General features: G+C 74.8%; 22 protein-coding genes. 8 read left to right on the top strand and 14 right to left on the bottom strand.

Features of this window, described 5'->3' with window-relative positions; translation table 11 throughout:
• Positions 1–164: 164 nt before the first annotated feature.
• Positions 165–893 carry a carbon-nitrogen hydrolase family protein gene (locus ACFVVU_RS13810; protein ID WP_387789907.1) on the bottom strand — a complete coding sequence of 243 codons (729 nt, stop codon included), beginning with the start codon at positions 891–893 and terminating at the stop codon, positions 165–167.
• A 251-nt stretch (positions 894–1144) separates the two neighbouring features.
• Positions 1145–1723, bottom strand: coding sequence for a helix-turn-helix domain-containing protein (locus tag ACFVVU_RS13815; RefSeq protein ID WP_380688977.1), 579 nt, complete (start codon positions 1721–1723; stop codon positions 1145–1147).
• Between the two features lie 69 nt (positions 1724–1792).
• Between ACFVVU_RS13815 and ACFVVU_RS13820 the strand changes: the two genes are divergently transcribed.
• Positions 1793–2539: an AzlC family ABC transporter permease gene (locus ACFVVU_RS13820; RefSeq protein ID WP_380688979.1), complete on the top strand. Its 747-nt coding sequence runs from the start codon at positions 1793–1795 to the stop codon at positions 2537–2539.
• Positions 2539–2847, top strand: coding sequence for an AzlD domain-containing protein (locus ACFVVU_RS13825; protein ID WP_355362885.1), 309 nt, complete (start codon positions 2539–2541; stop codon positions 2845–2847). The genes ACFVVU_RS13820 and ACFVVU_RS13825 overlap by 1 nt, the downstream gene beginning before the upstream one ends.
• 109 nt (positions 2848–2956) lie before the next feature.
• On the opposite strand, the gene ACFVVU_RS13830 is transcribed toward ACFVVU_RS13825, so the two are convergent.
• Together ACFVVU_RS13830 and ACFVVU_RS13835 are read right to left on the bottom strand one after the other, a co-directional pair.
• The gene (locus ACFVVU_RS13830) at positions 2957–3286 is read right to left on the bottom strand and encodes a hypothetical protein (RefSeq protein ID WP_380687204.1); all 330 of its coding nucleotides are present in this window, start codon (positions 3284–3286) and stop codon (positions 2957–2959) included.
• A 43-nt stretch (positions 3287–3329) separates the two neighbouring features.
• A complete protein-coding gene (locus ACFVVU_RS13835; protein ID WP_380687206.1) occupies positions 3330–3956 on the bottom strand; it encodes a GNAT family N-acetyltransferase in 627 nt (208 codons plus the stop codon).
• A gap of 202 nt (positions 3957–4158) precedes the next feature.
• Between ACFVVU_RS13835 and ACFVVU_RS13840 the strand changes: the two genes are divergently transcribed.
• The 6 genes from ACFVVU_RS13840 (at position 4159) to ACFVVU_RS13865 (ending at position 10092) form a co-directional block, all read left to right on the top strand.
• Positions 4159–5349 carry an acyl-CoA dehydrogenase family protein gene (locus tag ACFVVU_RS13840; protein ID WP_387789910.1) on the top strand — a complete coding sequence of 397 codons (1191 nt, stop codon included), beginning with the start codon at positions 4159–4161 and terminating at the stop codon, positions 5347–5349.
• Between the two features lie 87 nt (positions 5350–5436).
• Positions 5437–5835: an ADP-ribosylation/crystallin J1 gene (locus ACFVVU_RS13845; RefSeq protein ID WP_387789912.1), complete on the top strand. Its 399-nt coding sequence runs from the start codon at positions 5437–5439 to the stop codon at positions 5833–5835.
• A gap of 11 nt (positions 5836–5846) precedes the next feature.
• Entirely contained in the window at positions 5847–6656 is an 810-nt protein-coding gene (locus tag ACFVVU_RS13850; RefSeq protein WP_380687218.1) for an ATP-grasp domain-containing protein, read from the top strand.
• Between the two features lie 187 nt (positions 6657–6843).
• Entirely contained in the window at positions 6844–7719 is an 876-nt protein-coding gene (locus ACFVVU_RS13855) for an alkaline phosphatase family protein (RefSeq protein WP_387789913.1), read from the top strand.
• 367 nt (positions 7720–8086) lie between these two features.
• Positions 8087–8566 (top strand): hypothetical protein, encoded by a 480-nt coding sequence (locus ACFVVU_RS13860; protein ID WP_380687214.1) that lies wholly within the window; start codon positions 8087–8089, stop codon positions 8564–8566.
• Between the two features lie 131 nt (positions 8567–8697).
• Entirely contained in the window at positions 8698–10092 is a 1395-nt protein-coding gene (locus ACFVVU_RS13865; RefSeq protein ID WP_387789914.1) for a multidrug effflux MFS transporter, read from the top strand.
• 141 nt (positions 10093–10233) lie between these two features.
• Here ACFVVU_RS13865 and ACFVVU_RS13870 read toward each other — a convergent pair whose 3' ends face one another.
• From ACFVVU_RS13870 to ACFVVU_RS13915, 10 genes are all read right to left on the bottom strand, one after another.
• Positions 10234–12357 (bottom strand): glycosyl hydrolase family 18 protein, encoded by a 2124-nt coding sequence (locus ACFVVU_RS13870; protein WP_387789915.1) that lies wholly within the window; start codon positions 12355–12357, stop codon positions 10234–10236.
• Positions 12358–13288: 931 nt separating this feature from the next.
• Positions 13289–13927 carry a hypothetical protein gene (locus tag ACFVVU_RS13875; protein ID WP_387789916.1) on the bottom strand — a complete coding sequence of 213 codons (639 nt, stop codon included), beginning with the start codon at positions 13925–13927 and terminating at the stop codon, positions 13289–13291.
• An 83-nt stretch (positions 13928–14010) separates the two neighbouring features.
• On the bottom strand, positions 14011–14985 hold the full coding sequence (locus ACFVVU_RS13880) for an ABC transporter substrate-binding protein (RefSeq protein ID WP_387789917.1): 975 nt from the start codon (positions 14983–14985) through the stop codon (positions 14011–14013).
• A gap of 153 nt (positions 14986–15138) precedes the next feature.
• Positions 15139–15831 (bottom strand): ABC transporter permease, encoded by a 693-nt coding sequence (locus ACFVVU_RS13885; RefSeq protein ID WP_387789918.1) that lies wholly within the window; start codon positions 15829–15831, stop codon positions 15139–15141.
• Positions 15828–16496: an ABC transporter permease gene (locus ACFVVU_RS13890; RefSeq protein WP_355362911.1), complete on the bottom strand. Its 669-nt coding sequence runs from the start codon at positions 16494–16496 to the stop codon at positions 15828–15830. The genes ACFVVU_RS13885 and ACFVVU_RS13890 overlap by 4 nt, the downstream gene beginning before the upstream one ends.
• Entirely contained in the window at positions 16486–17739 is a 1254-nt protein-coding gene (locus ACFVVU_RS13895; protein WP_387789919.1) for an ABC transporter ATP-binding protein, read from the bottom strand. Before ACFVVU_RS13895 ends, ACFVVU_RS13890 begins: the two co-directional genes overlap by 11 nt.
• A 242-nt stretch (positions 17740–17981) precedes the next feature.
• On the bottom strand, positions 17982–18368 hold the full coding sequence (locus ACFVVU_RS13900) for a rhodanese-like domain-containing protein (RefSeq protein WP_380685879.1): 387 nt from the start codon (positions 18366–18368) through the stop codon (positions 17982–17984).
• The gene (locus ACFVVU_RS13905; protein WP_387789920.1) at positions 18362–18919 is read right to left on the bottom strand and encodes a cysteine dioxygenase; all 558 of its coding nucleotides are present in this window, start codon (positions 18917–18919) and stop codon (positions 18362–18364) included. The genes ACFVVU_RS13900 and ACFVVU_RS13905 overlap by 7 nt, the downstream gene beginning before the upstream one ends.
• 186 nt (positions 18920–19105) lie before the next feature.
• A complete protein-coding gene (locus ACFVVU_RS13910; protein WP_344330530.1) occupies positions 19106–19186 on the bottom strand; it encodes a putative leader peptide in 81 nt (26 codons plus the stop codon).
• A gap of 47 nt (positions 19187–19233) precedes the next feature.
• Positions 19234–22428 (bottom strand): hypothetical protein, encoded by a 3195-nt coding sequence (locus tag ACFVVU_RS13915; protein WP_387789921.1) that lies wholly within the window; start codon positions 22426–22428, stop codon positions 19234–19236.
• Positions 22429–22770: the final 342 nt, after the last annotated feature.

Consider the following 22770-nt stretch of genomic DNA (forward strand, 5'->3'; position numbering starts at 1 on the left):
GGCCCCCTTCGGGTCGGGGGCCCCGGTCCGCCGGGTTCGGTTTCCGCACACCACAGCCGCGCGCGGGCCCCGGGTATTTCCGCGCCCCCCGCGCTCAGGCGGGCACGTGCTCCCCGGCGGTCACGCAGGCACGTGCGCCCACAGGAGACTGCGGGCGCCCGGGACTACCCCAGCACGGCCGTTACGACCTCGCCCGGTGCCGTGCCCGCCTTGACGACCTCGGTGCCGTCCGGCGCCCAGACGCCCGAGCCGCCCGAACTCGCCGCGAACTCGCCGCTCGGCCCGGCGGCGGTGGCCAGCACCACCCAGACGCCATTGTCCGCCGCGCGCGCCGGGTACCGGGCCTCCTTGGTGGCCAGCGCCTCGGCGCCCGCCCCGTACAGCGTCGAGGCGACGTAGGCGTCGGCGCCGAGCTCGACCAGCTGCTTCGCGTGGCCGGGGTCGGCGGCGTCCGCGCAGATCGCCAGGCCCAGCCGCCAGCCGTCCAGCTCCAGGACGGAGGGCCGGTCGGCGGAGGCGAAGCGCTCGCCCTCGCTCCCGTAGAGGTTCGTCTTGCGGCAGACCACCGAAGCGCCCGCGCCGGTGACGGCGATCGTGGCGATGTACTCGCGGCCGTCCTCCCCGGCGACCGGCGCGCCGACCAGGGCCGTGGCGCCGGTTTCGGCGCAGGCCGCGACCAGCGGCGCCAGGCGCTCGTCGGACGGGTCGAGGGCGGGTGCGGCCAGGTCGTAGCCGGTGAGCGAGAGCTCCGGGAACGCCACCAGGCGCGCCCTGCCGGCCGCGCGCACGGCGGCGGCGTGCCGCTCGACGTTGGCCGCGACGGTGTCGGGTAGCCCCGACGAGTGGCAGGCGGGCTGGGCGACGGCAACGGTCAGGGGAGCGGGCGCGGGCACGGTGGGGCCTCCGGAGACTGATCGGGGACGGCGATCACGATCAACCTATGAGCGCACCGAGAAATCCGGCAAGGTTCATTCCTTCGAGTGAACATTCTCGGCAACGCCCTTGCCGGCCGACTCCCGAAGCTCCGACCGAGGTCGCCGCCGAGGTCGCCGGCACCACCGACACCGACACCGCTACCGACATCGCTACCGACACCGCCTCCGCTACCGCCACCGCTGCGGTCGCCGACGGTGCGTCGGGCAGGTCAGACGTGCTCCATCACGATCACCGCGAGGGTGCCCGGCGCCAGGGCCCGGAACACGTGCGGGGCGTCACCGGGGTAACTGACGTAGTCGCCCGGGCCCAGTTCGACGGGTGCCTGCGTCGGCCCGGCCAGCGCCCGACCGGCGCCCAGCAGCACGTGCTCGACGGTGCCCGGCATGTGCGGGTCGGAGGCCCGGGTCTCGCCCGGCTCGGCGTCGATCCGGTAGACGTCGCGCCGGGCCCCCGGCGGGCAGGAGGCGAGCAGGGTCGCGGCGTAGTCGGCCCGCTCCGAATGGGTGACCGGGCCCTCGCCGGCCCGCACCACCCGGACCACCGGTCGCGGCGGGTCGACCAACCGGCTGAACGGCACGTCCAGGGCGACGCCGAGCGCCCAGAGCGTCTCGACGCTCGGGTTGCCGGCGCCCGATTCCAGTTGCGAGAGCGTCGACTTGGCGATCCCCGCCCGGCGGGCCAGCTCGGCCATCGACAGCCCGGCACGCTCGCGCTCGCGCCGGATCGAGGCCGCGATCAGCTCGATCAGCTCGCTCCCGGTGGGGCCGCCGCCACTGTTTCCACTCATCCGCGTTCGCTCCACACGTTCAGGCGTTCGCCTTGACGAACGACCCCGGTTGCGTTCACTCTACTGGACATGCGTTCGCTCCTCCGAACCCTCGAACGTGCCACCCTCCGGGACATCGCCCTGGTCTGCGTCGCGGACGCCCTGGTCGGTGCCTCCTTCGGGGCGATCTCCGTCTCCGGAGGCCTCCCGCTCTGGGTGCCCGTCGCGATGTCCGTGCTGGTCTTCGCCGGCGGCGCGCAGTTCGCCGCCGTCGGCATCGTGCTCGCCGGCGGTGGCGCGCCGGCCGCCGTCGTCACCGGCCTCGTCCTCAACGCCCGCCTGCTGCCCTTCGGGTTCACCGTCGCCGACGCGCTGGGCGGCCCCCGGTGGCGCAGGCTGCTCGGCGCCCAGCTGCTGACCGACGAGTCCGCCGCGTTCACCCTGCTGGAGTCCGACCCGCGACGGCGCCGGGCGGCGTACTGGGTCTGCGGCCTCGCGCTGTTCGTCATATGGAACGTCTCCGTGGTGATCGGCGGGGTGGCCGGCGGGCTGATCGGCGACACCGACGCCCTGGGCCTGGACGCCGCCTTCCCCGCCGTGCTGCTCGCCCTCGTCCTGCCCGCGCTCGGCGACCGCCGCACCCGCACCGCCGCCCTGGTCGGCGCGGTCGTCGCCGTGGCCGCCACGCCGTACGTCCCGGCGGGCCTGCCGGTCCTGCTGGCGCTGGCCGGACTGCTGTTCGCCGGGCGCCCGGCCGCACCGGCGGAACCGGCGGAACCGGAGGCGGCAGCCGGCACCGCGCCGCAGGCCGTGCCGCTCACCAAGGAGGTCCGCTGATGCCCCTGACCGCCATCCTGCTGCTGGCCGCCGGCACCTACGCCTTCCGGCTCGCCGGGCCCCTGCTCGGCGACCGGCTCACCGTCTCCGAGCGCCTGCGCCACCTGCTCGCCGTCGCCGCCGCCGTGCTGCTGGTCGCCCTGGTGGCCACCGGCGCGTTCACCCAGGACCACGGCTTCGCCGGGTGGGCCCGGCCGGCCGGCGTGCTGGTCGCCGGCGTCCTCGCCCTGCGGCGCGCGCCGTTCCCGCTGGTGGTGGTCGCGGCTGCCGCGACCACGGCGGTGCTCCGCCTCTGCGGCGTCTCCTGACGGCCCGCCGGGGCGCCCGTCCGTCGGGGCATCGGCGGGGGAGTCCGCGGAGGCGCCCGCCGGGTCGTCCGGCCGGTTGGCCGACCGGCCGGACGACCGGTACCGCCGGTCAGCCCGCGTCGTCCTCGGCCGCCGCCGCGAGCCGCTCCCGCTGCACCTCGGGCCGCTCGCTGTCCCACAGCAGCTCCCACACCTTGAAGACGCAGTGGTAGTCCCGCATCGTCCCCTGGGTGATCAACAGGTAGTCGTCGCCGTCCCGCAACAGCCGGCGCCTACGGGCGTTGAACGGGTGCTGCGGGGTGTACGTCGGAACGATCCGCCGCAGCTCGGCGAGCGCGTCCTCCCGGTCGCCCTCGACCTCGGCGAGCACTTTGGGGCCCCAGATCCGGTTCTCCCCGATGCCCTCGGTCTCCTGCACGACCACGGCCCAACGCCCCACGGTCCACCCCTCACGCCTCGTCGTCCGCCCGTACGCGGAGGCGTCATCCTAGCGACGCGGCCGTCCGGGCCCTGCCTGCCGGCCGGCCGTCGGCACCCTGCACAGGCTTGTAGAAGATGGTCGTCGCGCACGGCACCCCCGCCGGATCGGTTGCGAAGTCCGGCACCGTGCCGACCCTGCTCCAGCCCGCCGCCGCGTACATCCGCTCGGCGGGGCTGCCGGTCTCGGTGTCCAGCACCAGCGTCCGCAGCCCACGCTCGACGGCCGCCGCCTCCAGTGCCGCGAGCAGCCGGCCGGCCAGCCCTTGCCCCCGGTCCGCCCGGTGCACCATCAGCTTGGCGACGTCCGCCCGGTGCCGGCCGTTGGCCGTGGCCGCCGGACGCAGCTGCACCGTCCCGGCGATCCGGCCGCGCCCCGCGCCGTCCGCCTTCCCCGGCTCGTCCGTCCCGCCGGTGCCCGCGGCCCCGTCCGCCTCGGCGACCCAGAGCAGCAGCCGCTCTTCGGCCACGTCCGGAGCCAGTGCCCGCCACCAGTCGGCCGCCGCGGCCCGGTCGAGCGGGGCGAGGAAGCCGACCGAGGCGCCGCCGTCGACGGTGTCCGCCAGCAACCCGCCCAACTGCTCCGCCGAGCCGTGCAACTCCTCCGCCGTCAGCAGCCGGATTGTGTACATGCTCACTCCTTCGTCCGCGGCCGGTCCGCGAGCGGCCCGGTGCGCCATACTCGCCGGTACCCGGCGCCGCGCCGGGTCTCCGGGCCCGGCATCCGCACCCCGCCGTCCGCCTGGAGTCCGCGCATGGTCGTCCGCGCATGACCGTCCGCGCCCGGTCGTCCGCGCCCGGTCGTGCACCCCGCCGAGAGTACAAGGAGCCCCCGTGGCGAAGCCGCCCAGGATCGACCCCGCCGACCTGCTCGCCGTCGGTGACCTGCTCACCGACGAGGAGCGCCTCGTCCGCGACACCGTGCGCAGGTTCGCCGACGACCGGATCCGCCCCCACATCGGCGACTGGTTCGAGCGCGGCGTCTTCCCCGCCCGTGAACTCGCCCCCGAACTCGGCGCCCTCGGCGTGCTCGGCATGCACCTCGACGGCTACGGCTGCACCGGCTCCAGCGCCGTCGCGTACGGCGTGGCCTGCATGGAACTGGAGGCCGCCGACTCCGGTCTGCGCAGCTTCGTGTCCGTCCAGGGCTCGCTGGCCATGCGCTCCATCCACGCCTTCGGCTCCGAGGAGCAGAAGCAGCGCTGGCTGCCCGGCCTCGCCGCCGGTGAGCTGATCGGCTGCTTCGCCCTCACCGAACCGGACTTCGGCTCCGACCCCGCCAACATGCGCACCCGGGCCCGTCGCAAGGGCGCCGGCGAGGGCGCGGACTGGGTGCTCTCCGGCTCCAAGATGTGGATCACCAACGGCGGCATCTCCGACGTCGCGGTCGTCTGGGCGCAGACCGAGGACGGCGTGCGCGGCTTCCTGGTCGAACCCGGCACGCCCGGCTTCACCACCACCGACGTGTCCGGCAAGCTGTCCCTGCGCGCCTCGGTGACCAGCGCCCTCGCCTTCGACGACGTCGTCCTGCCCGCCGACGCCGCGCTGCCCGGCGTCACCGGCCTGCGCGGACCGCTCTCCTCCCTCAACGAGGCCCGCTACGGGATCCTCTGGGGCACCGTCGGCGCGGCCCGCGACTGCTACACCTCCGCCCTCGACTACGCCAAGAGCCGCGTCCAGTTCGACCGCCCGATCGCCGGGTTCCAGCTCACCCAGCAGAAGCTCGTCGAGATGATGCTGGAGGTCGAGAAGGCCTACCTGGTCGCGCTGCGGATCGGCCGCCTCAAGGACGAGGGAGCGGCCCGGGCGGCGCACATCAGCTTCGGCAAGCTCAACAACGTGCGCGCCGCCCTGGAGATCGCCCGCAGCGCCCGCACCGTGCTCGGCGCCAACGGCATCACCACCGCCTACCCGGTCCTGCGGCACGCCAACAACCTGGAGTCGGTGCTCACCTACGAGGGCACCAGCGAGATCCACACCCTCGTCCTCGGCGAGGCCATCACCGGCGAGTCCGCCTACCGCTGACAGCTGACCGCTGATCCCTGATCGCGGACCTCTCCCGGCACGAAAACCGGTACCGGTCCGGGGCCGTTCATGGCTAACGTCCTGCCCATGAACGGCCCGACGACCCCGCCCACCAGCACCAGCACCAGCACCACCACCGCGACGACCACGCTCTGGCGCCCGACCGGCCCTCAGGAGCTGGCCCTGGTCGAAGCGGCGGACTGGCGCGCCTGGCCGCCGCGCCTGCCCGATCAGCCGATCTTCTACCCGGTGCTGAACGAGGACTACGCGATCCGCATCGCCCGTGACTGGAACGTGCCCGCCTCCGGCGTCGGCTACGTCACCCGCTTCGAGGTCGACACCGCCTTCCTCGCCCGCTACCCCGTCCGCCAGGCCGGCGGCCGCACCATCCTCGAACTCTGGGTCCCCGCCGAGGAGCTGCCCGAGTTCAACCGCCACCTGGTCGGACGCATCGAGGTGGTCCACGAGTTCCGGCCCCGGTCGTGACGGCCCCGCTCATGACGGCGCCGGGCACGACGGCTCCGGTCCTCCTGACCTCGGCCCAGGCCACCAGCACGACGGCGCTGCTCACCGAGGCCGCCGCCGCCCGCGGGCTGGCCACCGCCGTTCTGACCGGCGACGGCACCGTCGACCGACTGGCCGGCCGGCCGGTCCACTGGTACGGCGGACCGTTCGCCGCCGACCGGATCGCCGACCGTCTCGATCTCGCCCCGCTCGAACCGGCCGACGACTGGCTCGCCGCCCTGCCCGAGGAGTTCACCGGCCGCCGGATCGAACTGACCACGCTCGCCGAGGCCTGGACGCTGCGCCGCCCGGCCTTCGTCAAACCGCCCGCCGACAAGTCGCTGCCGCCCGCCGTCTACGCCGACGGCGGCCGCCTGCCGCGCACCGGCGAGCGGATCGGCCCCGACACGCCCGTCCTGGTCAGCGACCCGGTGACGTTCGGCGCGGAGTACCGGCTCTTCGTCCTCGACGGCGCCGTGCGCACCGGCAGCCGCTACGCCCGCTTCGGCCGGCTCGACCCCGGCCCGCTCACCGGGCCGGCCGTCGCGTTCGCCCGGCGGCTGCTCGCCGCCGTCGGGCCGAGCCTGCCCAGCGCCGTCGCCCTCGACGTCGGGACGCTGCTCGACCCCTACGACCCGGCCGAGCGGTGGGCCGTGGTCGAGGCCAACCTGCCGTGGTTCGCCCACTGCTACGCCGCCGACCCGGCGAGCGTCCTGGACGTCGTGCTCCGCGCGGCGGGCCCGGCCGGAGCGGTGCGGGCCGCCGACCGGCGCTTCGTACGCCGCGCCGACCGGCACGCGTGAGCTCCGCCGCGGGCCGTCCGCGGACGGGGGCATTGCGGACCGGGGGATTCCGGACGCCGCCCGTCCACCCGGCCGTCCCTTGCAGGACACCCGGCGGTCCGGCGGGGAGTGAAGCATGGCGCGGTCGCCGGCACCCGCCCCGCCGCGGGTGCGGTCGGCACCCGCACCGTGAAAGGAACCGCCCCTCATGTCCACACCGCCGCTGCCGCGCCCCCGGGTCCTCGTCGTCGGGATCGACGGCGTCCGGTACGACCTGCTGGAGCAGGTGCCGATGCCGAGGCTCGCGGAGGTCGCCGACGCCGGGTTCCTCGTGCCCGTGACGGTGGCGGACACCACGCCCACCATGTCCGGCCCGTGCTGGGCCACCATCGTCACCGGCGTCGAGCCCGCCAAGCACGGCGTGTGGGGCAACCACCTGGGCGGCAACCGGCTCGACGTCTTCCCCGACTTCACCACCCGGCTGGCCCGCGGCGACCACCGCAGCACCTTCGTCGCCGCCGGCTGGGACCCGCTGGTCATCGGCGTGTCCGGCGGTCCGCTGTTCCGCGCCCCCGGCCGGCTCTGCTACGTGGCCCCCGCCGACGACACCCCCGAGGCGTGGGAGGCCGTGGACGAGGAGGTCACCCGGGAGGCCGTCGACGTGCTGCGCGACGCCGACCCCGAGGCCTCCTTCGTCTACCTCGGCGCCGTCGACGAGACCGCCCACTTCCTCGGCTGCGGCGAGGAGTACCGCGCCGGGATGCGGGCCGCCGACGAGCGCCTCGGCCGGCTGCTGGACGCGCTGCGCGCCCGGCCCGGGTACGCCGAGGAGGCCTGGACGGTCATCGTCGTCACCGACCACGGCCACGTCGACGCCGGCGGCCACGGCGGGCGCACGCCCGAGGAGCGCACCGCCTGGGTCGCCTGCGCCGGCCCCGGCATTCCGGCCGCCCCGCCCGTCGGCGAGATCCGACACCCCGACGTCGCCGCCCAGGTGTACGCCGCGCTCGGCCGCCCGATCGACCCGCACTGGACCCTGGACGGGCGGCCCTTCCCGCTCGCCGTCCCCGTGGCGGCGTCCTGATCGCCGGCGACGCCCGCCGCCGTCCGTCGCGGCCGGGTCCGGCAGTATCCGGCAACCGGGTGGCCGACGCACCCGCCGACACCCGGGCGGGTGCGGCCGGGCTGCGCCGCCGGCCGCGACGGGCCAGGCTCGACCGGGGGAAACCCCGAGACCGGCCGGGCGCGCGTACGCCTCAAGGTGGAGGAGCTACCCCCCAAGGGCGGCGGAAGGTCGCGACCTTCCGGTGACGCTCCGGCACCCCGGCGGGCACCAGGATGGAAGACGACCGGGGGGCGGGTCCCGGAGCCGGTGAGGCGAACGCCGCACAACGCGGCGGAACGGCACCACAGCACCACAGCAGCACCACGAGGAAAAAGGACGGGCGGGCATGAACGGCATCGCGGGCAAGATCGCACTCGGAGTGGCGGGCACCGGCATGGCCGTCGCCGTCGCGGCCGTGGCGGTCGGGCCGAGGGTGGCCGAGTGGTACGACGGCCGGCACCAGGAGCAGTCCAGCTACAGCAGCGGCAGCGCGGCCAAGGCCGACCGGCGCGCCGTACCGGGCTGGCTGCCCGACAACGCCTCGTCCGTCCGCTACCTGATGTCCACCACCGGCGACGACCGCCTGCTGACCGCCACCCTCCCGGAGGGGCGCCTGCCCGTCGGCTGCCGCACGGGCGAACCCGGCAAGGGCGGCCACCCGGCGCCGGCCTCGCTCAGGGCGGGCTGGTTCCCGGAGGGGATCACGGCCAGGGCCACCGGCTCCTGCGGCCACTACACCGTCGCCCTGACCGGCAACCAGATCTTCGCCTGGCAGGACGGCGCCGCCGTCCAGGCCGCCCTGCGGGCCGAACGGCTCGCACGCTGAGACGCCGTCACCGGGGTCGGGCCGCTCCGCCGGGCGGCGGCAGGGCGGCCGACCCCCGACTGTCGGCGGTCCGGGGGGCTGCGGTAGGACGGAGCGAGCACGAATGCCGTGCCCGTTCCGAGAGGAGCCCCATGCCTGGTCCGACCGCCGGTTCCGCCGGTGACACGTCGACCGCCTCCGCCTCCGCCTCCGCCGCCTCGACCGCCGCCGCCACCTCGGCCTCCACCTCCACCCCCACCGACGCCGCGGCAGCCGTCGTCGCCGAGGCCGGCACCGCACCCACCGACGCCGTGACCGCCAAGGCCCGGACGGCCGGCGGCGCGAGCGGCCGCGCCACCATCGGCGTCCTCGGCGGCCTGGTCGCCCTCGGCCCCCTCACCACCGACCTCTATCTGCCGGGCCTGCCCGCGATCGCCGACGACTTCGGCGCCGAACCGGCCGCCGTCCAGCTCACCCTCACCTTCTCGATGTTCGGTGTCGCGGCCGGCCAGCTGATCTTCGGCCCGCTCAGCGACCGCTTCGGCCGCCGCCCGCCCCTGCTCGTCGGGCTCGTCCTCTACACCCTCGCCAGCCTCGTCTGCGTCGTCGCGCCCAACCTGCCGGTGCTGATCGCCGCCCGCTTCGTCCAGGGCGCCGCGGGCGCCGCCGGACTGGTCATCGGCCGCGCCGTCGCCCGCGACCGCTTCGAGGGCGTCGCGATGATCCGCTTCCTCGCCTCCATCACCCTGATATCCGGCCTCGCCCCGATCCTCGCCCCGCTGTTCGGCGCGCAACTGCTGCGCGTCACCTCCTGGCGCGGCACCTTCGGGGCCCTGGTCGCCCTCGGCCTGCTGCTCGCCCTGGTGGCGTTCGGCGCACTGCGCGAAACCCTCCCGGCGTCCGCCCGACGCGGCGGCGGCCTGGCCGCCACCCTGCGCACGATGGGTGGGCTGCTGCGCGACGTGCCGTTCCTCGGGCTGCTGCTCACCAGCACCTTCGCGTTCGGTGCGCTGTTCGGCTACATCAGCGGCTCGTCGGTGGTGCTGCAGCACGTCTACCACGTCTCGCCGCAGACCTACAGCCTGCTGTTCGGCCTCAACTCGGTGGCCATCGTCGCGTCCACCCAGGTGAACGGGCGGATCCTGGCGCCCCGGTTCGCCGCCGCCACGCTGATGCGGGCGGGCCTGATGACGCTGATCGCCGCCGGGGTGGTCCTGTTCCTGGTCACCGCCGTCTGGGACGGCGGGCTGATCGCCGTCTGCGGCTCGCTGTTCGTGATGATGGCCGGGCTCGGCGTCGTCCTGCCGAACTCGGCCGCCCGGGCGCTCAGTCTGGTCCCACCGCAGGCCGCCGGCTCCGCCTCCGCGCTCCTCGGTACCGCCAACTTCCTGTGCGGCGCGGTCGTCGCCCCGCTCAGCAGCCTGGGCGGCAACCCCTCGGCGGTACTGCTCGCGGTCGTCGTGCTCAGCTGCGCGGTGCTCGCGGCGGCGTCCTACCTGCTGCTCCTGCGCCCGGGGCGGCCCGCCCCGGAGCCGGCCGCCGCCTGACCCGGCGGGGGAGTGGAGCGGGGGCGAGGCTGACAATTGACAGTTGACGCTATCTGTCAGCTGTTATCTGTCAGTTGTCATCTGTTAGCTGTCAACTGTCAGCCGCCCGTCGCCCGTCGTCCGTTCGTCGTCCTGCGGTCCTCAGGCGATCGAGAAGTCGTCGCCGTAGACGTTGCCCTGGCCGTACCAGCCGTGCAGGTACACGGTCACCGTGCCGGAGGCGCCGGTGGTGAACGGGACGCTGAGCTTGGTCCAGCCGGAGCCGCTGGTCCAGGCGGAACCAGTGGCGCCGCCGCTCACGCCGATGTAGGAGTAGTTGCCCTGGACCCAACCGGTGAGCGTGTACGCCTTGTTGGGCGCCAGCGTGACGGTCTGGGCGCACTCGCCGCTCTGCGACGCGGTGGCCGCGGCCTGCAGCGCGTAGGAGCCGGAGTGGACCGGGGTGCTCACCACGGAGCCGCCGGCCTGGCAGGTCCACGGACCCAGGCTGCCGGTCTCCAGACCGCCGTTGGCCAGACCGCCGGGCGGGGTGACCCCGGTGACGGTCAGCGTGTAGGTGGCGGTGTGGCTGCCCGAGGCGGCGGTGCCGGTGACGGTGAGCGGGTAGGTGCCGGGGACGGTGGTGGCCGCGGTGTTGACGGTCAGCGTCGCGGGCGAACCGGCGGTGACGCTACCGGGGTTGACCGCGGCGGTGACGCCGGCGGGCGCGCCGCTCACGCTGAGGGCCACGCTCTGCGCGGAGCCGGAGACGACCCCGGTGTTGACGGTGGCGCTGGCGGACGAGCCCGCCGCGACCGAACCGGCGGCCGGGTTCACGCCGACCGAGAAGTCGTTGCCCGGCTGGGTGCCCGACACGGTCAGCGTGTAGGTGGCGGTGTGGACGCTGCCGGTGGCGGTGGCCTTGCCGGTGACGGTGAGCGGGTAGGTACCGGGGGCGGTGGTGGCCGCAGTGTTGACGGTCAGCGTCGCCGGCGTGCCGGCGGTGACGCTGCCGGGGTTGACCGTGGCGGTGACGCCGGCGGGCGCGCCGCTCACGCTGAGGGTCAGGCTCGGCGCGGTGCCGGAGGGCGAACCGGGCGTGGTGATCTCGGCGGTGGCGACGGTGGCGGTGGTCGACGAACCGGCCGCCACGGTGCCCGCTCCGGGGTTCACGGTGATCGAGAAGTCGCTGTTCGGCGGGTAGTTGCTGGTGAACGGCGCGAAGATCTTGCTGAAGTCCCAGTTGTTCTGCTGGATCCCGGAGCAGTCGTCGCGTCCGCCGACACCGGGGCACTTGCCGGTGTCGCGCTGCAGCGCCCAGAACGACAGCGTGTTGATGCCCTTGGAGAGGGCCCAGTTGTAGACCGAGGTCGCGTTGGCCAGCGTGAAGGTCTCCGCCGCACCGAAGTCGTCGATGCCGGGCATCTCGATGATGCCGATGGAGTTCCAGAGCTGCGAGGGCGTCCGGGTCGGGTACAGCTTGGCCAGCTGGTTGTACAGGCCCGTCACCGCGGTCTGGGTGTCGACGGCCATGTCGTGCGTGGCGTTGTCGTAGTAGTCGAAGGTCATCAGGTTGACGACGTCGATCCGCGCGTTGTTGGCGACGGCGTTCTTCAGCAGCGCGATGCCGTTGGCGGCGGGGCCGCTGGTCGTCGTGGGCAGCGTGTAGGCGAACTGGATCTGCCGGCCGTTGACGGCGGCCCAGTCCTGCGTCAGCTTGATCGCCTTGTTGCGGCGGTCGACGCCCGCGGAGTTGTCCAGCGAGTCGGCCTCGATGTCGAGGTCGATCCGGCTGATGTCGTACGTGGTGATGAGCTTCTGGTACGCGGCGGCGATCTGGTTGACGTCGGTGCAGCTGTCGGCCAGTTCGGTGCCGGTGGTGTCGGCGGTGTAGCCGCCGAAGGACGGGATCACGTCGCCGCCGTTGGCCCGGATGGTGGCGAAGTCGGCGCCGAAGGACGACTGTGCGATCGGCAGCGCGGTGTTGCCGTTCCAGTACGGGGTGCAGGAGCCCTTGGTGGCGGTCTGCAGGAACGCCATCGTCAGGTGCTTGGCACCGGACTGGGCGGACAGCGCGGCGGGGCTCTCCCCGGTCCAGGACTCGAAGTACGGGGCGAAGACCCGGGTGGGCAGCGGGGCCGCGGCGGTGACCGAGGTACCGGCCGCGACGGTCGCCGGGCTCGTGGGGGCCGCGCCGGCCGTCGTCGCGCCGGCGACCAGGCCGGCCGAGGCGACGAGCGTGGCGCAGGCCGCCAGGGCGGCCTGAACTGTTCGGTGTAGACGCATGGATTCTCCAACAGACGTGGTGGGGCAGGGCGTTGGTGAAGCGTGCGGAACTGCGCTGCGGACCTGCGGGGGAATGCGGGGGCGTGCGGAACCCTCGTAGGGGAGGGGGCCGTGCGGCGGAACGGTGGCGCGGGGGTGTGCGAAATCCCGCAGGCACGCGCACGGACGGGCGGCGTGCGCGGACGCGCGTACGCCGTGGCGGGGCCTGGGGGCGGAGCGGAGCAGGGCAGGGCAGTGCCTCAGCCGCCGGTGGTCACACCCCCACAGTGCATCCCGGTCGGATCGACATGCCTATGGTTGGACTAGACCAGTCGTCTGTCAAGAGTCTTTACAGTTCGTCAGCGAAGCAGCGTGGTGCGGAGGTTGGCCGACGGATGGTCAACCGCCAACAAACCGGTTGTGGCCCGGCCGCCCGCTCCGACATCATCGGGGTATGCGAGACCTCGACTGGAAGTTCGACAGAGAGGGCGCCTGCCGCCCGCACGGGTGAGCCCCCGGCCCCCGGGTCGCGACCCGCCGCCATCGGCGGGCGACGGCCGGACCAAGTCCGTTCGCTTCCGCGCCTGTTCATCCGTTCTGCCACTCTCCCGCGTTCCGCCCGCCGGCCCGGCGACTCTCCCGGGCGCGCGTCCACGCGGAACGCCCCTCACTCCGAAGCGCCCGCCGCCGGGCGCCCGCCCGCGTACCGCCGCGCCCGTGCGGCCGAACACCCGCCGCCGCGCGACGTGCGCCCCGTGCTCACGCGTCTCATGTTTGCCGACCCCTGGAAAGGAGGAACCCGTGGACCAGTACATCGCGTCCGATGACAAGGACACCGCCTGGAGCCTCGTCTGAGTCGGGGTTTGTGCCGTGGCCGCGCGGTGGTCGTCGCGCGCGGCCACGGTGGCCCGGAGCTCAGGACACCGGGCCGTTCGGGGGCTCGCCGGGCGGTTCAGGCCGGCGGGCAGAGGGTGGTGCGCAGCGCGTCCAGGATCTTGTCCGCCTTCTCCGGTCCGAAACCCTGGGGGTGGGTGGGATCCGTGAAGCGTTGGTTGACCAGCTCCATCAACTTGGCCCGGTCCTTAGGGAACTGATATATCGACTGGCACTGCTCGCGGGCCCGTTCGACGGCCTGCTCGGGCTGTCCGCCGACGATCGCCGGGTCGATCGCCCGCAGGGCGGCGACCAGCTGTGCGGTGACGTCGGCGGCCGGCTCGGCCGGTAGTCCGGCGTCGGAGGGCGGCGCCGGCTTCGGGGCGGCCGGGGGGTCGGCGGGGGAACCCGTCGCGGATCCGGTCGGGGAGCCGGGGGCCGGTGCGGAGCCCGTGGTCCCCGGGGAGGGCGGACCGGCGGACGGCTGCGCGGTCGTTGTGGGCGGAGCCGGGGCCGCCGAGGGGGCGTCGGACGCGGCGGTACCGGTCGCCGTGGCGGTCGCTGTGCCGGATGCGGTCGCGGTCGCTGTGCCGGTCGGGTTGCCGGTCGCGGTGGTACCGGCCGCGGTGGCGCCGGAGTCCGAGCCGGAGCTGGAGCACGCGGCGAGGCTCACCGCGGCGCAGGCCGTGAGGGTGGCGGCGAGGAGACGAGTGCGCATGTCGTCACACTGTCATGTTCGCGCCGGTCAAGGGAAGATCTGCCGGGCCCGGGATCGGCTCCCGGACCCGGCATCCGGCTGGGTCAGGACAGCCCGTTGCTCTTCAGCCAGTCCTTGGCGACCGCCGACGGGTCCTCCTTGTCGACCGCGACCTTCTTCATCAGGGCCAGCAGCCCCGGCGTGTCCAGCTTGGCGGACACCGCGTTGAGCGCGGCGGTCGCCGTCGTGTCCACCTTGGCCTTGTTGACCAGCGGCGTCACGTTCTGGGCGGCGAACAGGTTCTTCGGGTCGGTCAGCGGGACGAGCTTCAGCTGTGTGATCTTCGGGTCGGTGGAGAAGACGTTGCCGACCTGCACCGAGCCGTCCTTGACCGCGTTGGCCGTGGTGTCGCCGGTCGACTTCCACTCCTTGAACGTCACGCCGTAGACGTCCTTGAGCGGCTGCTCCTGGCGCGACTTGAACTCCGGCGGACCTCCGATGGTGAACTCGCCCGCCTTGCCGGCCAGGTCGGCGATCGACTTCAGCCCGTACTTGTCGGCCGTCTCCTGGCTGACGCTCAGGGTGTCCTTGTCCTCGGCGGGGGAGGAGTCCAGGATCGCGAGCGCGGCCGGCAGCGACTTGGTCAGTGCGGCGTTCACGGCGGCGGTGCTCGGGTCGGACGACTTGTTGCCCAGGTAGGCGAGCAGCGAGCCGTTGTACTCGGGCAGCACGGACAGGCTTCCGCTCTGCACCTGGTCGTAGAGCACCTCGCGGCTGCCGATGTTGAACTTCTCCTCGACCTTCACGCCCTTGGCCTTGAGCGCCTGCGAGTAGATCGAGCCGAGCAGCACGTTCTCGGGGAAGTTGGCCGAGCCGACCACGACCGTCCCGCCGGCCGCGGCACCCGCGGAGGTGCTGCCGGCGGGCGCCGGTGCCGCCGAGCCCTTGCCGCCCAGCGGGTCGTCGCCGGAGGAGGAGCAGGCCGTCGCGGTCAGCGCGAGCGCGGCGAGGGCGGCCAGGGCGGCAGTGCGACGGCCGGCCGTCACCGCTCTCAGCGGCGCGGATGCGGATGTCGACATGGTGATTGGTGTCCTTTCGAGGTGGACGTCACGGTCGGGCGGAGGAAATGGCGATGGAGACGGCACGAAGACGGCATGGAGAGGGCGAAGGGGACGGTGAGGAAGCCGGCGAAGGGGACAGAGTGGCGGCGACACGCCGGGCGGCCGGCACGGTCATGTCGGCTGCCGGGCCGCGGCCAGCTGCTGGGCGCGCAGTCCGGGCGGGAGCGCGTACCGGGCGAGCAGGGCGAAGAACGCCTGGGCCCCGACGGCGAGCAGCACGACCAGCAGCGCGCCGCCGATCGTCATCGCGTAGTCCCGGGTGGCCAGGCCGTCGACGACGTACCGGCCGAGACCGCCGAGCCCGACGTACGCGGCCACCGTCGCCGTCGCGATGACCTGTACGGTCGCGGTCCGGAAGCCGGCCAGCAGGGTCGGCAGCGACGACGGCACGCAGACCTGCCAGAGCACCTGCGGGTGCGTCAGCCCGACGCCGCGCGCCGCGTCCCGCACGTCCGGGTCGGTGCCGCGCACCCCCTCGACGGCGGCGACCAGCAGGGGCGGCGCGGCCAGCGCGACCAGCGGCACCAGCACGGCGGTGTCGCCGACCCCGGCGAGCAGCACCGCCAGTGTCACCAGCCCGAGCGTGGGCAGGGCGCGGGCGGCGCCGGCCAGCGCGGTCACCACGGTGACGCCGCGCCCGGTGTAGCCGATCAGCAGCCCGAGCGGGACGGCCAGCAGCGCGGCGAAGAGCAGCGCCTCGCCGGAGAACAGCAGGTGCTCGGCGATCCGGTGCGCGATCGAGTTCGGACCGCTGCGGCGGTCCGGGTCGGAGAAGAAGTCCCCGAGCCAGGTGAGCCAGTTCACCGGCCCGCTCCCTTCTCCCGCACGGCCCAGGGTGCCAGCAGCCGGCGGGCGCCGACCAGCAGCAGGTCCACGGCCAGCGCGAGCGCGGCGATCAGGACGATCCCGGCCACGATCGGGGTCGGGAAGGTGCGCTGGAAGCCGTCGACGAACAGGTAGCCGAGCCCGCCGCGTCCGACCAGCGCGCCCACCGAGGCCAGCGAGATGCTGGAGACGGCCGCCACCCGCAGACCGGCCACCAGGTAGGGGACGGCGGCGGGCAGTTCGACGGCGGCCAGCCGGTGCCACGGCCCGTACCCCATCGCGGTCGCGGCCTGCCGCACCGGGTCGGGCACGGCGCGCAGCCCGTCCACCGTGGTGGGCAGCAGCACGGCGAGCGCGTAGAAGGTGAGCGGGATCATCACGGTCGCCTGGGTGGCCAGCCCGGTGTAGGGGATGAGCACCACGAAGACGGCCAGCGAGGGCAGCGCGTAGACGATGTTGAAGACGGCGGCGAGCGGCTGGTAGAGCCGTGGGTAGCGGGTGCAGGCCAGTCCGAGCGGGATCGCCAGCAGCAGGCCGATCAGTACCGGGAGCAGCGCGATGGCGGCGTGGTCGGCGAGCAGGTCGCCGAGGTAGCCGAGGTGGTCCCCGATCCAGTACCAGCGGATGATCGGTTCATCGTCCACCGGTGGCTCCGTCCTTTTCGGCCCCGGCTTCTGCCTCGGCCCCGGCCGCCGCGGCCCGGTCCGCCGTGAGGGCGGCGTCGCCAGCGGCAGTGGCAGCGGTGTCGGCGTCCGTGCCGTCGGCGACAGTGGCCGGGATCAGGGCCGGGGACGGGGCCGGGCGGGCCGCGAGCGCGGCCAGCACCGCCTCGCGGTCGGCCGTGCCGGTCACCCGGCCGTCGGCGTCCAGGGCGACGGCGATCCCGGCGGGGGAGAGCACGGCGGCGTCCAGCGCGGCGCGCATCGTGTCGGCCTCGGGCCGGAACCCGGGCGCCGAATGGAGGGCGGCTCCCGCGGTGTCCCGGTCGATCCACCCGATCGGGCGGCGCCCGTCGTCCAGCACGAGCTCCCACCCGCCGAAGCGCGCCCCGCTGCCTGCCCCGCCTGCCCCGCCGTTCGCGCGGCCACCCGGTCCACCCGGTCCGCCCGGTATCGGCCGGACCGCCACGGCCGTGGCGGGGCGCAGCCCGAGCCCGCGCAGGCCCCGGTCACGGCCGAGGAAGGCGGCGACGTCCGCGTCGGCGGGCGCCGTCAGCAGCGTGTGCGGGTCCGCCAGCTGGGCGATCCGGCCGTGCTCGCGCAGCACCACCACCTGGTCGCCGAGCCGGACGGCCTCCTCGATGTCGTGCGTCACGAACAGCACTGTCTTGTGCAGCTCGGACTGCAGGCGCAGCAGCTCCTCCTGGAGCCCGGCCCGCACCACCGGGTCGACGGCGCTGAACGGCTCGTCCATCAGCAGCACCGGCGGGTCGGCGGCCAGAGCCCTCGCCACGCCGACGCGCTGCTGCTGGCCGCCGGAGAGCTGGAACGGGTAGCGCTTGGCGGTCTCCGGGGCGAGTCCGACCAGGTCGAGGAGCTCGGCCGCCCGTGCCCGGGCCTTCTTGCGGTCCCAGCCGAGCAGGTACGGGACGGTCGCCACGTTGTCGATCACCCGGCGGTGCGGGAACAGCCCTGCCTGCTGGATGACGTACCCGATCCCGCGCCGCAGCTTGGCCGGATCCAGTGCCGCCACATCGGTGCCGTCCAGCAGCACCCGGCCCGAGGTTGGCTCGACCATGCGGTTGACCATCCGCAGCAGGGTGGTCTTCCCGCAGCCGGACGGTCCGACCAGCACGGTCGTGCGACCGGTGGGAACGTCGAGGTCGAGGCCCTCGACGGCGACCGTGCCGTCGGGGTGGCGCTTGCCCGCGCCGTCGAATCTGATCACGGGGGTGTTCCTCGTCTCGGCGGTCCCCGGCGGCGGCGCCGATGGTGTCGTCTGTCGGTCTGTCGGTCTCGGTCGGTGTGCCTGTCGGTCGCGTGACTGCCCGCCATGGCGGCGGTGGAAACTCTGATCAGCCTATGACCTGACGACCCTGGTGTCCCTGATTTACCAGCCGTGGTCGGATCCGCCGGGTGTCGTGGCCCGTGCGGATCCGACCACCGGCCGGGGTTCCGCTCCCGGCTCGCTCACCCTCCCTGACGGGTCGGCAGCCCGGCCGCCGCCCAGCCGACGAACCCGCCGTCCAGGTCGGTCGCGCGGTGCAGGCCCAGCTCGCGCAGCGACGCCGCCGCCAGGCTGGAGGCGTACCCCTCCGAGCAGACCAGGATCACCTCCAGGTCGTACCCGGTGGCCTCCGGGATCCGGTGACCGCCCGTCGGATCCAGCCGCCACTCCAGGACATTGCGCTCGATGACCAGCGCGTCGGGGATCTCGCCCTCGGCCGCGCGCTGCGCCGCCGGGCGGATGTCCACCAGCAGCGCGCCGTCGCGGTGCGCGCGGTAGGCCTCCTCGGCGCCGGGCCGGTGGACGCCCTCGCGGGAGCGGGCGAGCAGGTCGTCGATCGTGGTCACCACTGGTCGGGTCCTTCCTCGGAGGTGCGGACCAGGCCGCCGGCCCGCAGTTCGTAGTGCGCCATGGAGTGGAGCGGCGGCGAGTAGGCGTGCAGCGTCACGGCGGGGCCGGACGCGGTGTTGCGGACGTCGTGCACGTAGTCGGGGCCGAACGCGCGGGCGGTGCCGGACTGGATGCGCCGGATCAGCAGGCCCTGCTCGGGGCCGCCCAGCGACAGCTCCTCCAACTCTCCCAGCGCGACGGTGAACGCGCCGCGCGAGCCGCCGTGGTCGTGGAAGCCGGTGGACTGGCCGGGCAGCCAGCTGATCAGCCAGACCTCGTGGTCCTCGTCGGCGGCGAGCCGGCGGTACCAGCGCTCCTCGGTGGAGAGCCGCACGTGGTGGATCCACTGCTCGGGCTGTTCGGCCAGCTCGCGGACGATCGTCCGCAGCGTGTTCGGGGTGAGCGGCGCGCGGGTGTCCCCGGCGGGTGCGCAGGCCGGAGCCGGCGCCGAGGCCGGGGCGGGTGTGTCGGGTGCGGTCGTGGGCGTCTCGGGGGCGAGGTTCAGGCTCATGCGGGCGTCCTCGGGAAAGGCGGGAGGGAAACGGAGACGTGGTGGCGCACGCACCGGACCGCACGGGTGGGACACCGGTGGACGGCACGCTCACGCCGGGCGAAGGCGCGTCAGGAAGACGGGTGTGGCTGTGCGGCGCGAACCCTGGGGGACGTCACAGGGCGGAGCCGAGGGGGAAGGGAAAGATCAACAACAGGCACAGATGGAACTCGCCTGGCGTCGGAGGTCGACGTGCAGGCGGCAGACCAGAGTGGTGCCGGAGTCCATGTGCCGGATCCTTCCCGACGGAAGCGGCAGGAGTCAAGCGAGCACCGTCACAGCTGCCCGTTGCGCCCCTGGTCGGGCGCGGTGGCGCCGCGCTCCGCGCCGGGCGCCCGGCCGGGCCCCGGCACGCTCCCCGTCCGGTCCGGACCCCGGCCGTTGGTCTTGCGGTCCGGCGCCGGCATCGGCGCCGCTGTCGAGGCTGGTGCCGGCGCCGGACCGGCGGCTCCCGTGGTCGCCGAGCCCGCCGCCCCCGACCCGGAGGCCGACCCCGCCCGCGCCCCCGACCCCGCCGCCTCGGCCTCCGCCAGTGCCGCCGCGACCGCCGGCGCGGCCTGCTCGCCCAGGTACCGGCCGAGCGTCTGGTACGCGTCGAACTGCCGGTGGTCGAACCACTGGTCGCCGGCGCCGTCGTCCGGGAACGCCGGATCGGCCACCGCGTACGCGTGCAGCTCGTACGGCATGCCCGGGGTGAGCACGGCCTGAGCGACGATCAGCGTGCCGTGCCGGGCCGCCGCGTCCGGCGGGGCGCCGGCCTCCCCGAGCTCCAGCGGCCACGGGTAGGTGATGTCGCCGACCACCACCGCCCGGGCCGAGAGCCGCTCGGCCAGCCGCGCCGCCAGACCGCGCAACGGCGGCTGGCCGCTCCCCCCGCGCCCGCCGCCGCCCCCGGCACTGCCCGGGACCAGCAGCTCCGGCTCGCGCAGCGTGATCGCGATGCCCAACTCCTCACGCGCCAGGGTGATCGCCGCCGCGAGCGCGCCCGCGAAGGCGGAGTCACCGCTCGCGTCGATGCACACCGCCGTCCGCACGCCGTGCCGCAGCAGCTCGACCAGGCCGAGGTTCTCGTAGTGCCCGCCGTCGGTGGTGAGCAGGAACCGCGCGTCCATCGGGTACCGGCCGCAGGCCTCCCGCAGCTGGTAGGAGAGCCGCCGGACGGCGGGCTGCGGCGCGTACCGCCAGTCCCGGTCGGCGGCCCAGAGCGGGGCCAGCGCCGCCGGATTGGGCAGCCAGGTGCCCAGCCGCGCGTTGGTCACCGCGAACAGCCCCTGGTAGGCGCGGGAGCGGCGGCCCATCGCGGAGGAGAACGCCGCACCGGAGACCGCCATCGCGGACTGCACGGTGAGGTCCCGGGCGATGTGCCGCCGGGTGCGCCGCTCCAGCAGGTCGGTGCGCGCGTACCCGACGTCCGGCCCGCCCACGTAGTCGTGCGAGAAGGTGAACGAGACCGCCCGCCGGCCCGGTGGCGTGCGCGCGCTGCCGGAGAGGTTCGCCGCGGCCGCGAAGATCACCTGGGGGAAGTCCGGCCGCCGGGCGCCGTAGTGGCTGAGCCGGGTCTGCTCGCGGAAGAAGTGGTACGGCCGGGCCAGCACCTCCCCGCCCCGGTCCGCCCCGGCGTCCGCGCCCCCGCTCCCGCCCTCGCCCCCGTCCCCGTCCTCGTCCTCGACCACCCGCCGGACGGCGAAGGCCGAGGCGAGCCGGCGCCGGTAGAAGGGGTGCAGGCCCATCCAGGTCTGGTCGAGGTTGAGCCCCACCGTGACCAGGACCAGCGGCAGCAGGACCTGGATCGCGCGCGGCCAGCCGTGCCCGGTGGCCACCGCCCAGCCGAAGGTCAGCAGCGTGCCGAAGGTGAGCGCGATCAGCGCCGACCAGAGCACCAGGTACTCGGTGATCCGCCCGGTGAGGCCGCCGGTCCGCCGCCGCGCGCCGCCGCGCCGCACCCCGCGCAGCACGCCGCCGAGCACCGCCGCGCCCTGCTCGATGGCGCGCCGGCCGCGCCAGAGGATGCCCAGCAGCAGCGCCAGGTAGCTGAGCAGCACGGTGAGGCTGATGCCGGCCCCGGTCTGCCGGGCACCGACCGCGAGCGCCCGCTGCAGCGCGACCGCGCCCCAGGCCAGACCGGGAACGGCCAGCACGCCGACGGCGGTCAGCGCGGCCAGCGCGAGCGCGCCGTGCGAGAAGCGGCGCAGCACGCGGGGCAGCGGGGTGTTCCAGCCGAGCCAGGAGAAGGTGAGCAGCCACAGCAGCCACCCGGTGGCGGCGGCCGCCAGCAGCCCGGCGAGGGCGAACGCGGCGGGGGAGACCACCGACGGCGGGCCGTCCAGGTCGGCGAGCGGGACCAGGTGGTAGAACCGGCTCAGCGCCAGGCCCAGCACCAGGACGGTGGCGAGCAGCAGGGAGAGCGCCGCGACCGTGCCGCGCAGCAGGGTGCCGAGCGCCACCAGCCACTCGCCCGCGCCGTCGGCCAGGTACTTGGAGTGGCGCCGCAGGTGGTCCTCCTCGGGCGAGCCCGGTTCGAGCACCGTGTCGGAGTCCAGCCCGGAGCGGGCCCGGACCGGTCCGCCGGGCGCGGAGTCGCTGAGCGCCAGCTGCATCGCGCCGACGGTGTACCCGCCGCCGGAGACCGAGACCAGGTAGCGGGCCTGTTTCAGCCAGGGGCGCAGCGCCTGCAGCGCGCCGAGGGTGACGCAAGCGGCGCGGATGCCGCCGCCGGAGACGCAGAAGCCGAGCCGGGCGTGCTCGCGCCCGGGCGGCACCCGGGCGGCGTTGCGCCAGCGGGCGTGCCGGGCGAGCGGCGCGTGGGCCCTGGGGCCGGGCGGCCAGCGCCCGCCGCGCGCGGTCGCCACCGGCCACGGCGGGATCAGCGCAGGCCCCGCCCCGGCGTCCGCGCGCTCCTCCTCCGGCGGCCGGGGCAGCAGCGCCCGCACCGCCCGGTGCACGGTGGCGCTGCAGACGACCACCGCGACCGCGCCCGCGGGCGGGAGCAGCAGCCACTTGAGGGTGGCGAACGCGGCGGCCGCGGCGAACGGGGCGTCCCCGCCCGACGGTCCGGGGCCGGCGCAGCCGAGCCCGGCGGCCAGCAGGACGTCCTCGGCGAGGTCGCAGCCGCCGGCCAGCACCCCGGCCAGGCCCGCGACGAGCGCGGTCAGCCGCCAGTGCGCCCGGGTGAACACGTACGCCCCGAGCATCCCGGCCGCCGCCAGCGTCACCGCGAGCCCGCCGACCAGCCAGAGGTCGGCGTCCAGCGAGGCGCGGAAGACCGGGGCCCGCCCGGCGAGCACGGCCTCGGCGGCGGCCCGCGATCCGGCCAGCTGGAGCCGGACGTCCAGCGCGCCCTGGCCGGCGGGCGTGCGGTGGACGAACAGCAGCCACCCGAGCACCGCCGGCACCGGCACCCCGAACCCGAGCAGCACCCCGCCCCAGGCGGGCACCCGCCCCGCGCCCCGCGCTCCCTCGCTCGTCGCCACCCGCCACCACCCCCTCCAGCCGCTGCGCGCCGCCACCATCGGTCGGCCGCCACCGTCGGTCGACGGGCTCCTCCGGCGGCGGACCGGAGGAGCGTCACCGGCTTCTTGCCCCGAACTGGGCCGTGCACCTCCCGGATTCACCCGAATGAGTAAGGAGTGCGCTCCCGGGGTAGATGAGCGTTTCATCCCACCTACGGGACCCCGCGTGTCCGCACATCAAGATCGCGTCGGCCGCCTGGCGTTCGACGTATTGTCAGGCGACCGGGGCCGGGCCTACGGTCGAGGCACCCACCCTCTACGCACGTAGACATCCACCGCAGGCTGCACCGCCCGCCGACCCTC

This window comes from Kitasatospora sp. NPDC057965 (assembly GCF_042887135.1).
Classification (GTDB): Bacteria; Actinomycetota; Actinomycetes; order Streptomycetales; family Streptomycetaceae; genus Kitasatospora.

Excerpts from the sequence above, each read along its gene's own strand:
- ACFVVU_RS13815 (WP_380688977.1), bottom strand. The coding sequence starts at position 1,723 with ATGAGTGGAAACAGTGGCGGCGGCCCCACCGGGAGCGAGCTGATCGAG.
- ACFVVU_RS13820 (WP_380688979.1), top strand. The coding sequence starts at position 1,793 with ATGCGTTCGCTCCTCCGAACCCTCGAACGTGCCACCCTCCGGGACATC.
- ACFVVU_RS13825 (WP_355362885.1), top strand. The coding sequence starts at position 2,539 with ATGCCCCTGACCGCCATCCTGCTGCTGGCCGCCGGCACCTACGCCTTC.
- ACFVVU_RS13835 (WP_380687206.1), bottom strand. The coding sequence starts at position 3,956 with ATGTACACAATCCGGCTGCTGACGGCGGAGGAGTTGCACGGCTCGGCG.
- ACFVVU_RS13845 (WP_387789912.1), top strand. The coding sequence starts at position 5,437 with ATGAACGGCCCGACGACCCCGCCCACCAGCACCAGCACCAGCACCACC.
- ACFVVU_RS13850 (WP_380687218.1), top strand. The coding sequence starts at position 5,847 with ATGACGGCGCCGGGCACGACGGCTCCGGTCCTCCTGACCTCGGCCCAG.
- ACFVVU_RS13855 (WP_387789913.1), top strand. The coding sequence starts at position 6,844 with ATGTCCACACCGCCGCTGCCGCGCCCCCGGGTCCTCGTCGTCGGGATC.
- ACFVVU_RS13860 (WP_380687214.1), top strand. The coding sequence starts at position 8,087 with ATGAACGGCATCGCGGGCAAGATCGCACTCGGAGTGGCGGGCACCGGC.
- ACFVVU_RS13865 (WP_387789914.1), top strand. The coding sequence starts at position 8,698 with ATGCCTGGTCCGACCGCCGGTTCCGCCGGTGACACGTCGACCGCCTCC.
- ACFVVU_RS13870 (WP_387789915.1), bottom strand. The coding sequence starts at position 12,357 with ATGCGTCTACACCGAACAGTTCAGGCCGCCCTGGCGGCCTGCGCCACG.
- ACFVVU_RS13875 (WP_387789916.1), bottom strand. The coding sequence starts at position 13,927 with ATGCGCACTCGTCTCCTCGCCGCCACCCTCACGGCCTGCGCCGCGGTG.
- ACFVVU_RS13880 (WP_387789917.1), bottom strand. The coding sequence starts at position 14,985 with ATGTCGACATCCGCATCCGCGCCGCTGAGAGCGGTGACGGCCGGCCGT.
- ACFVVU_RS13905 (WP_387789920.1), bottom strand. The coding sequence starts at position 18,919 with ATGAGCCTGAACCTCGCCCCCGAGACGCCCACGACCGCACCCGACACA.
- ACFVVU_RS13910 (WP_344330530.1), bottom strand. The coding sequence starts at position 19,186 with ATGGACTCCGGCACCACTCTGGTCTGCCGCCTGCACGTCGACCTCCGA.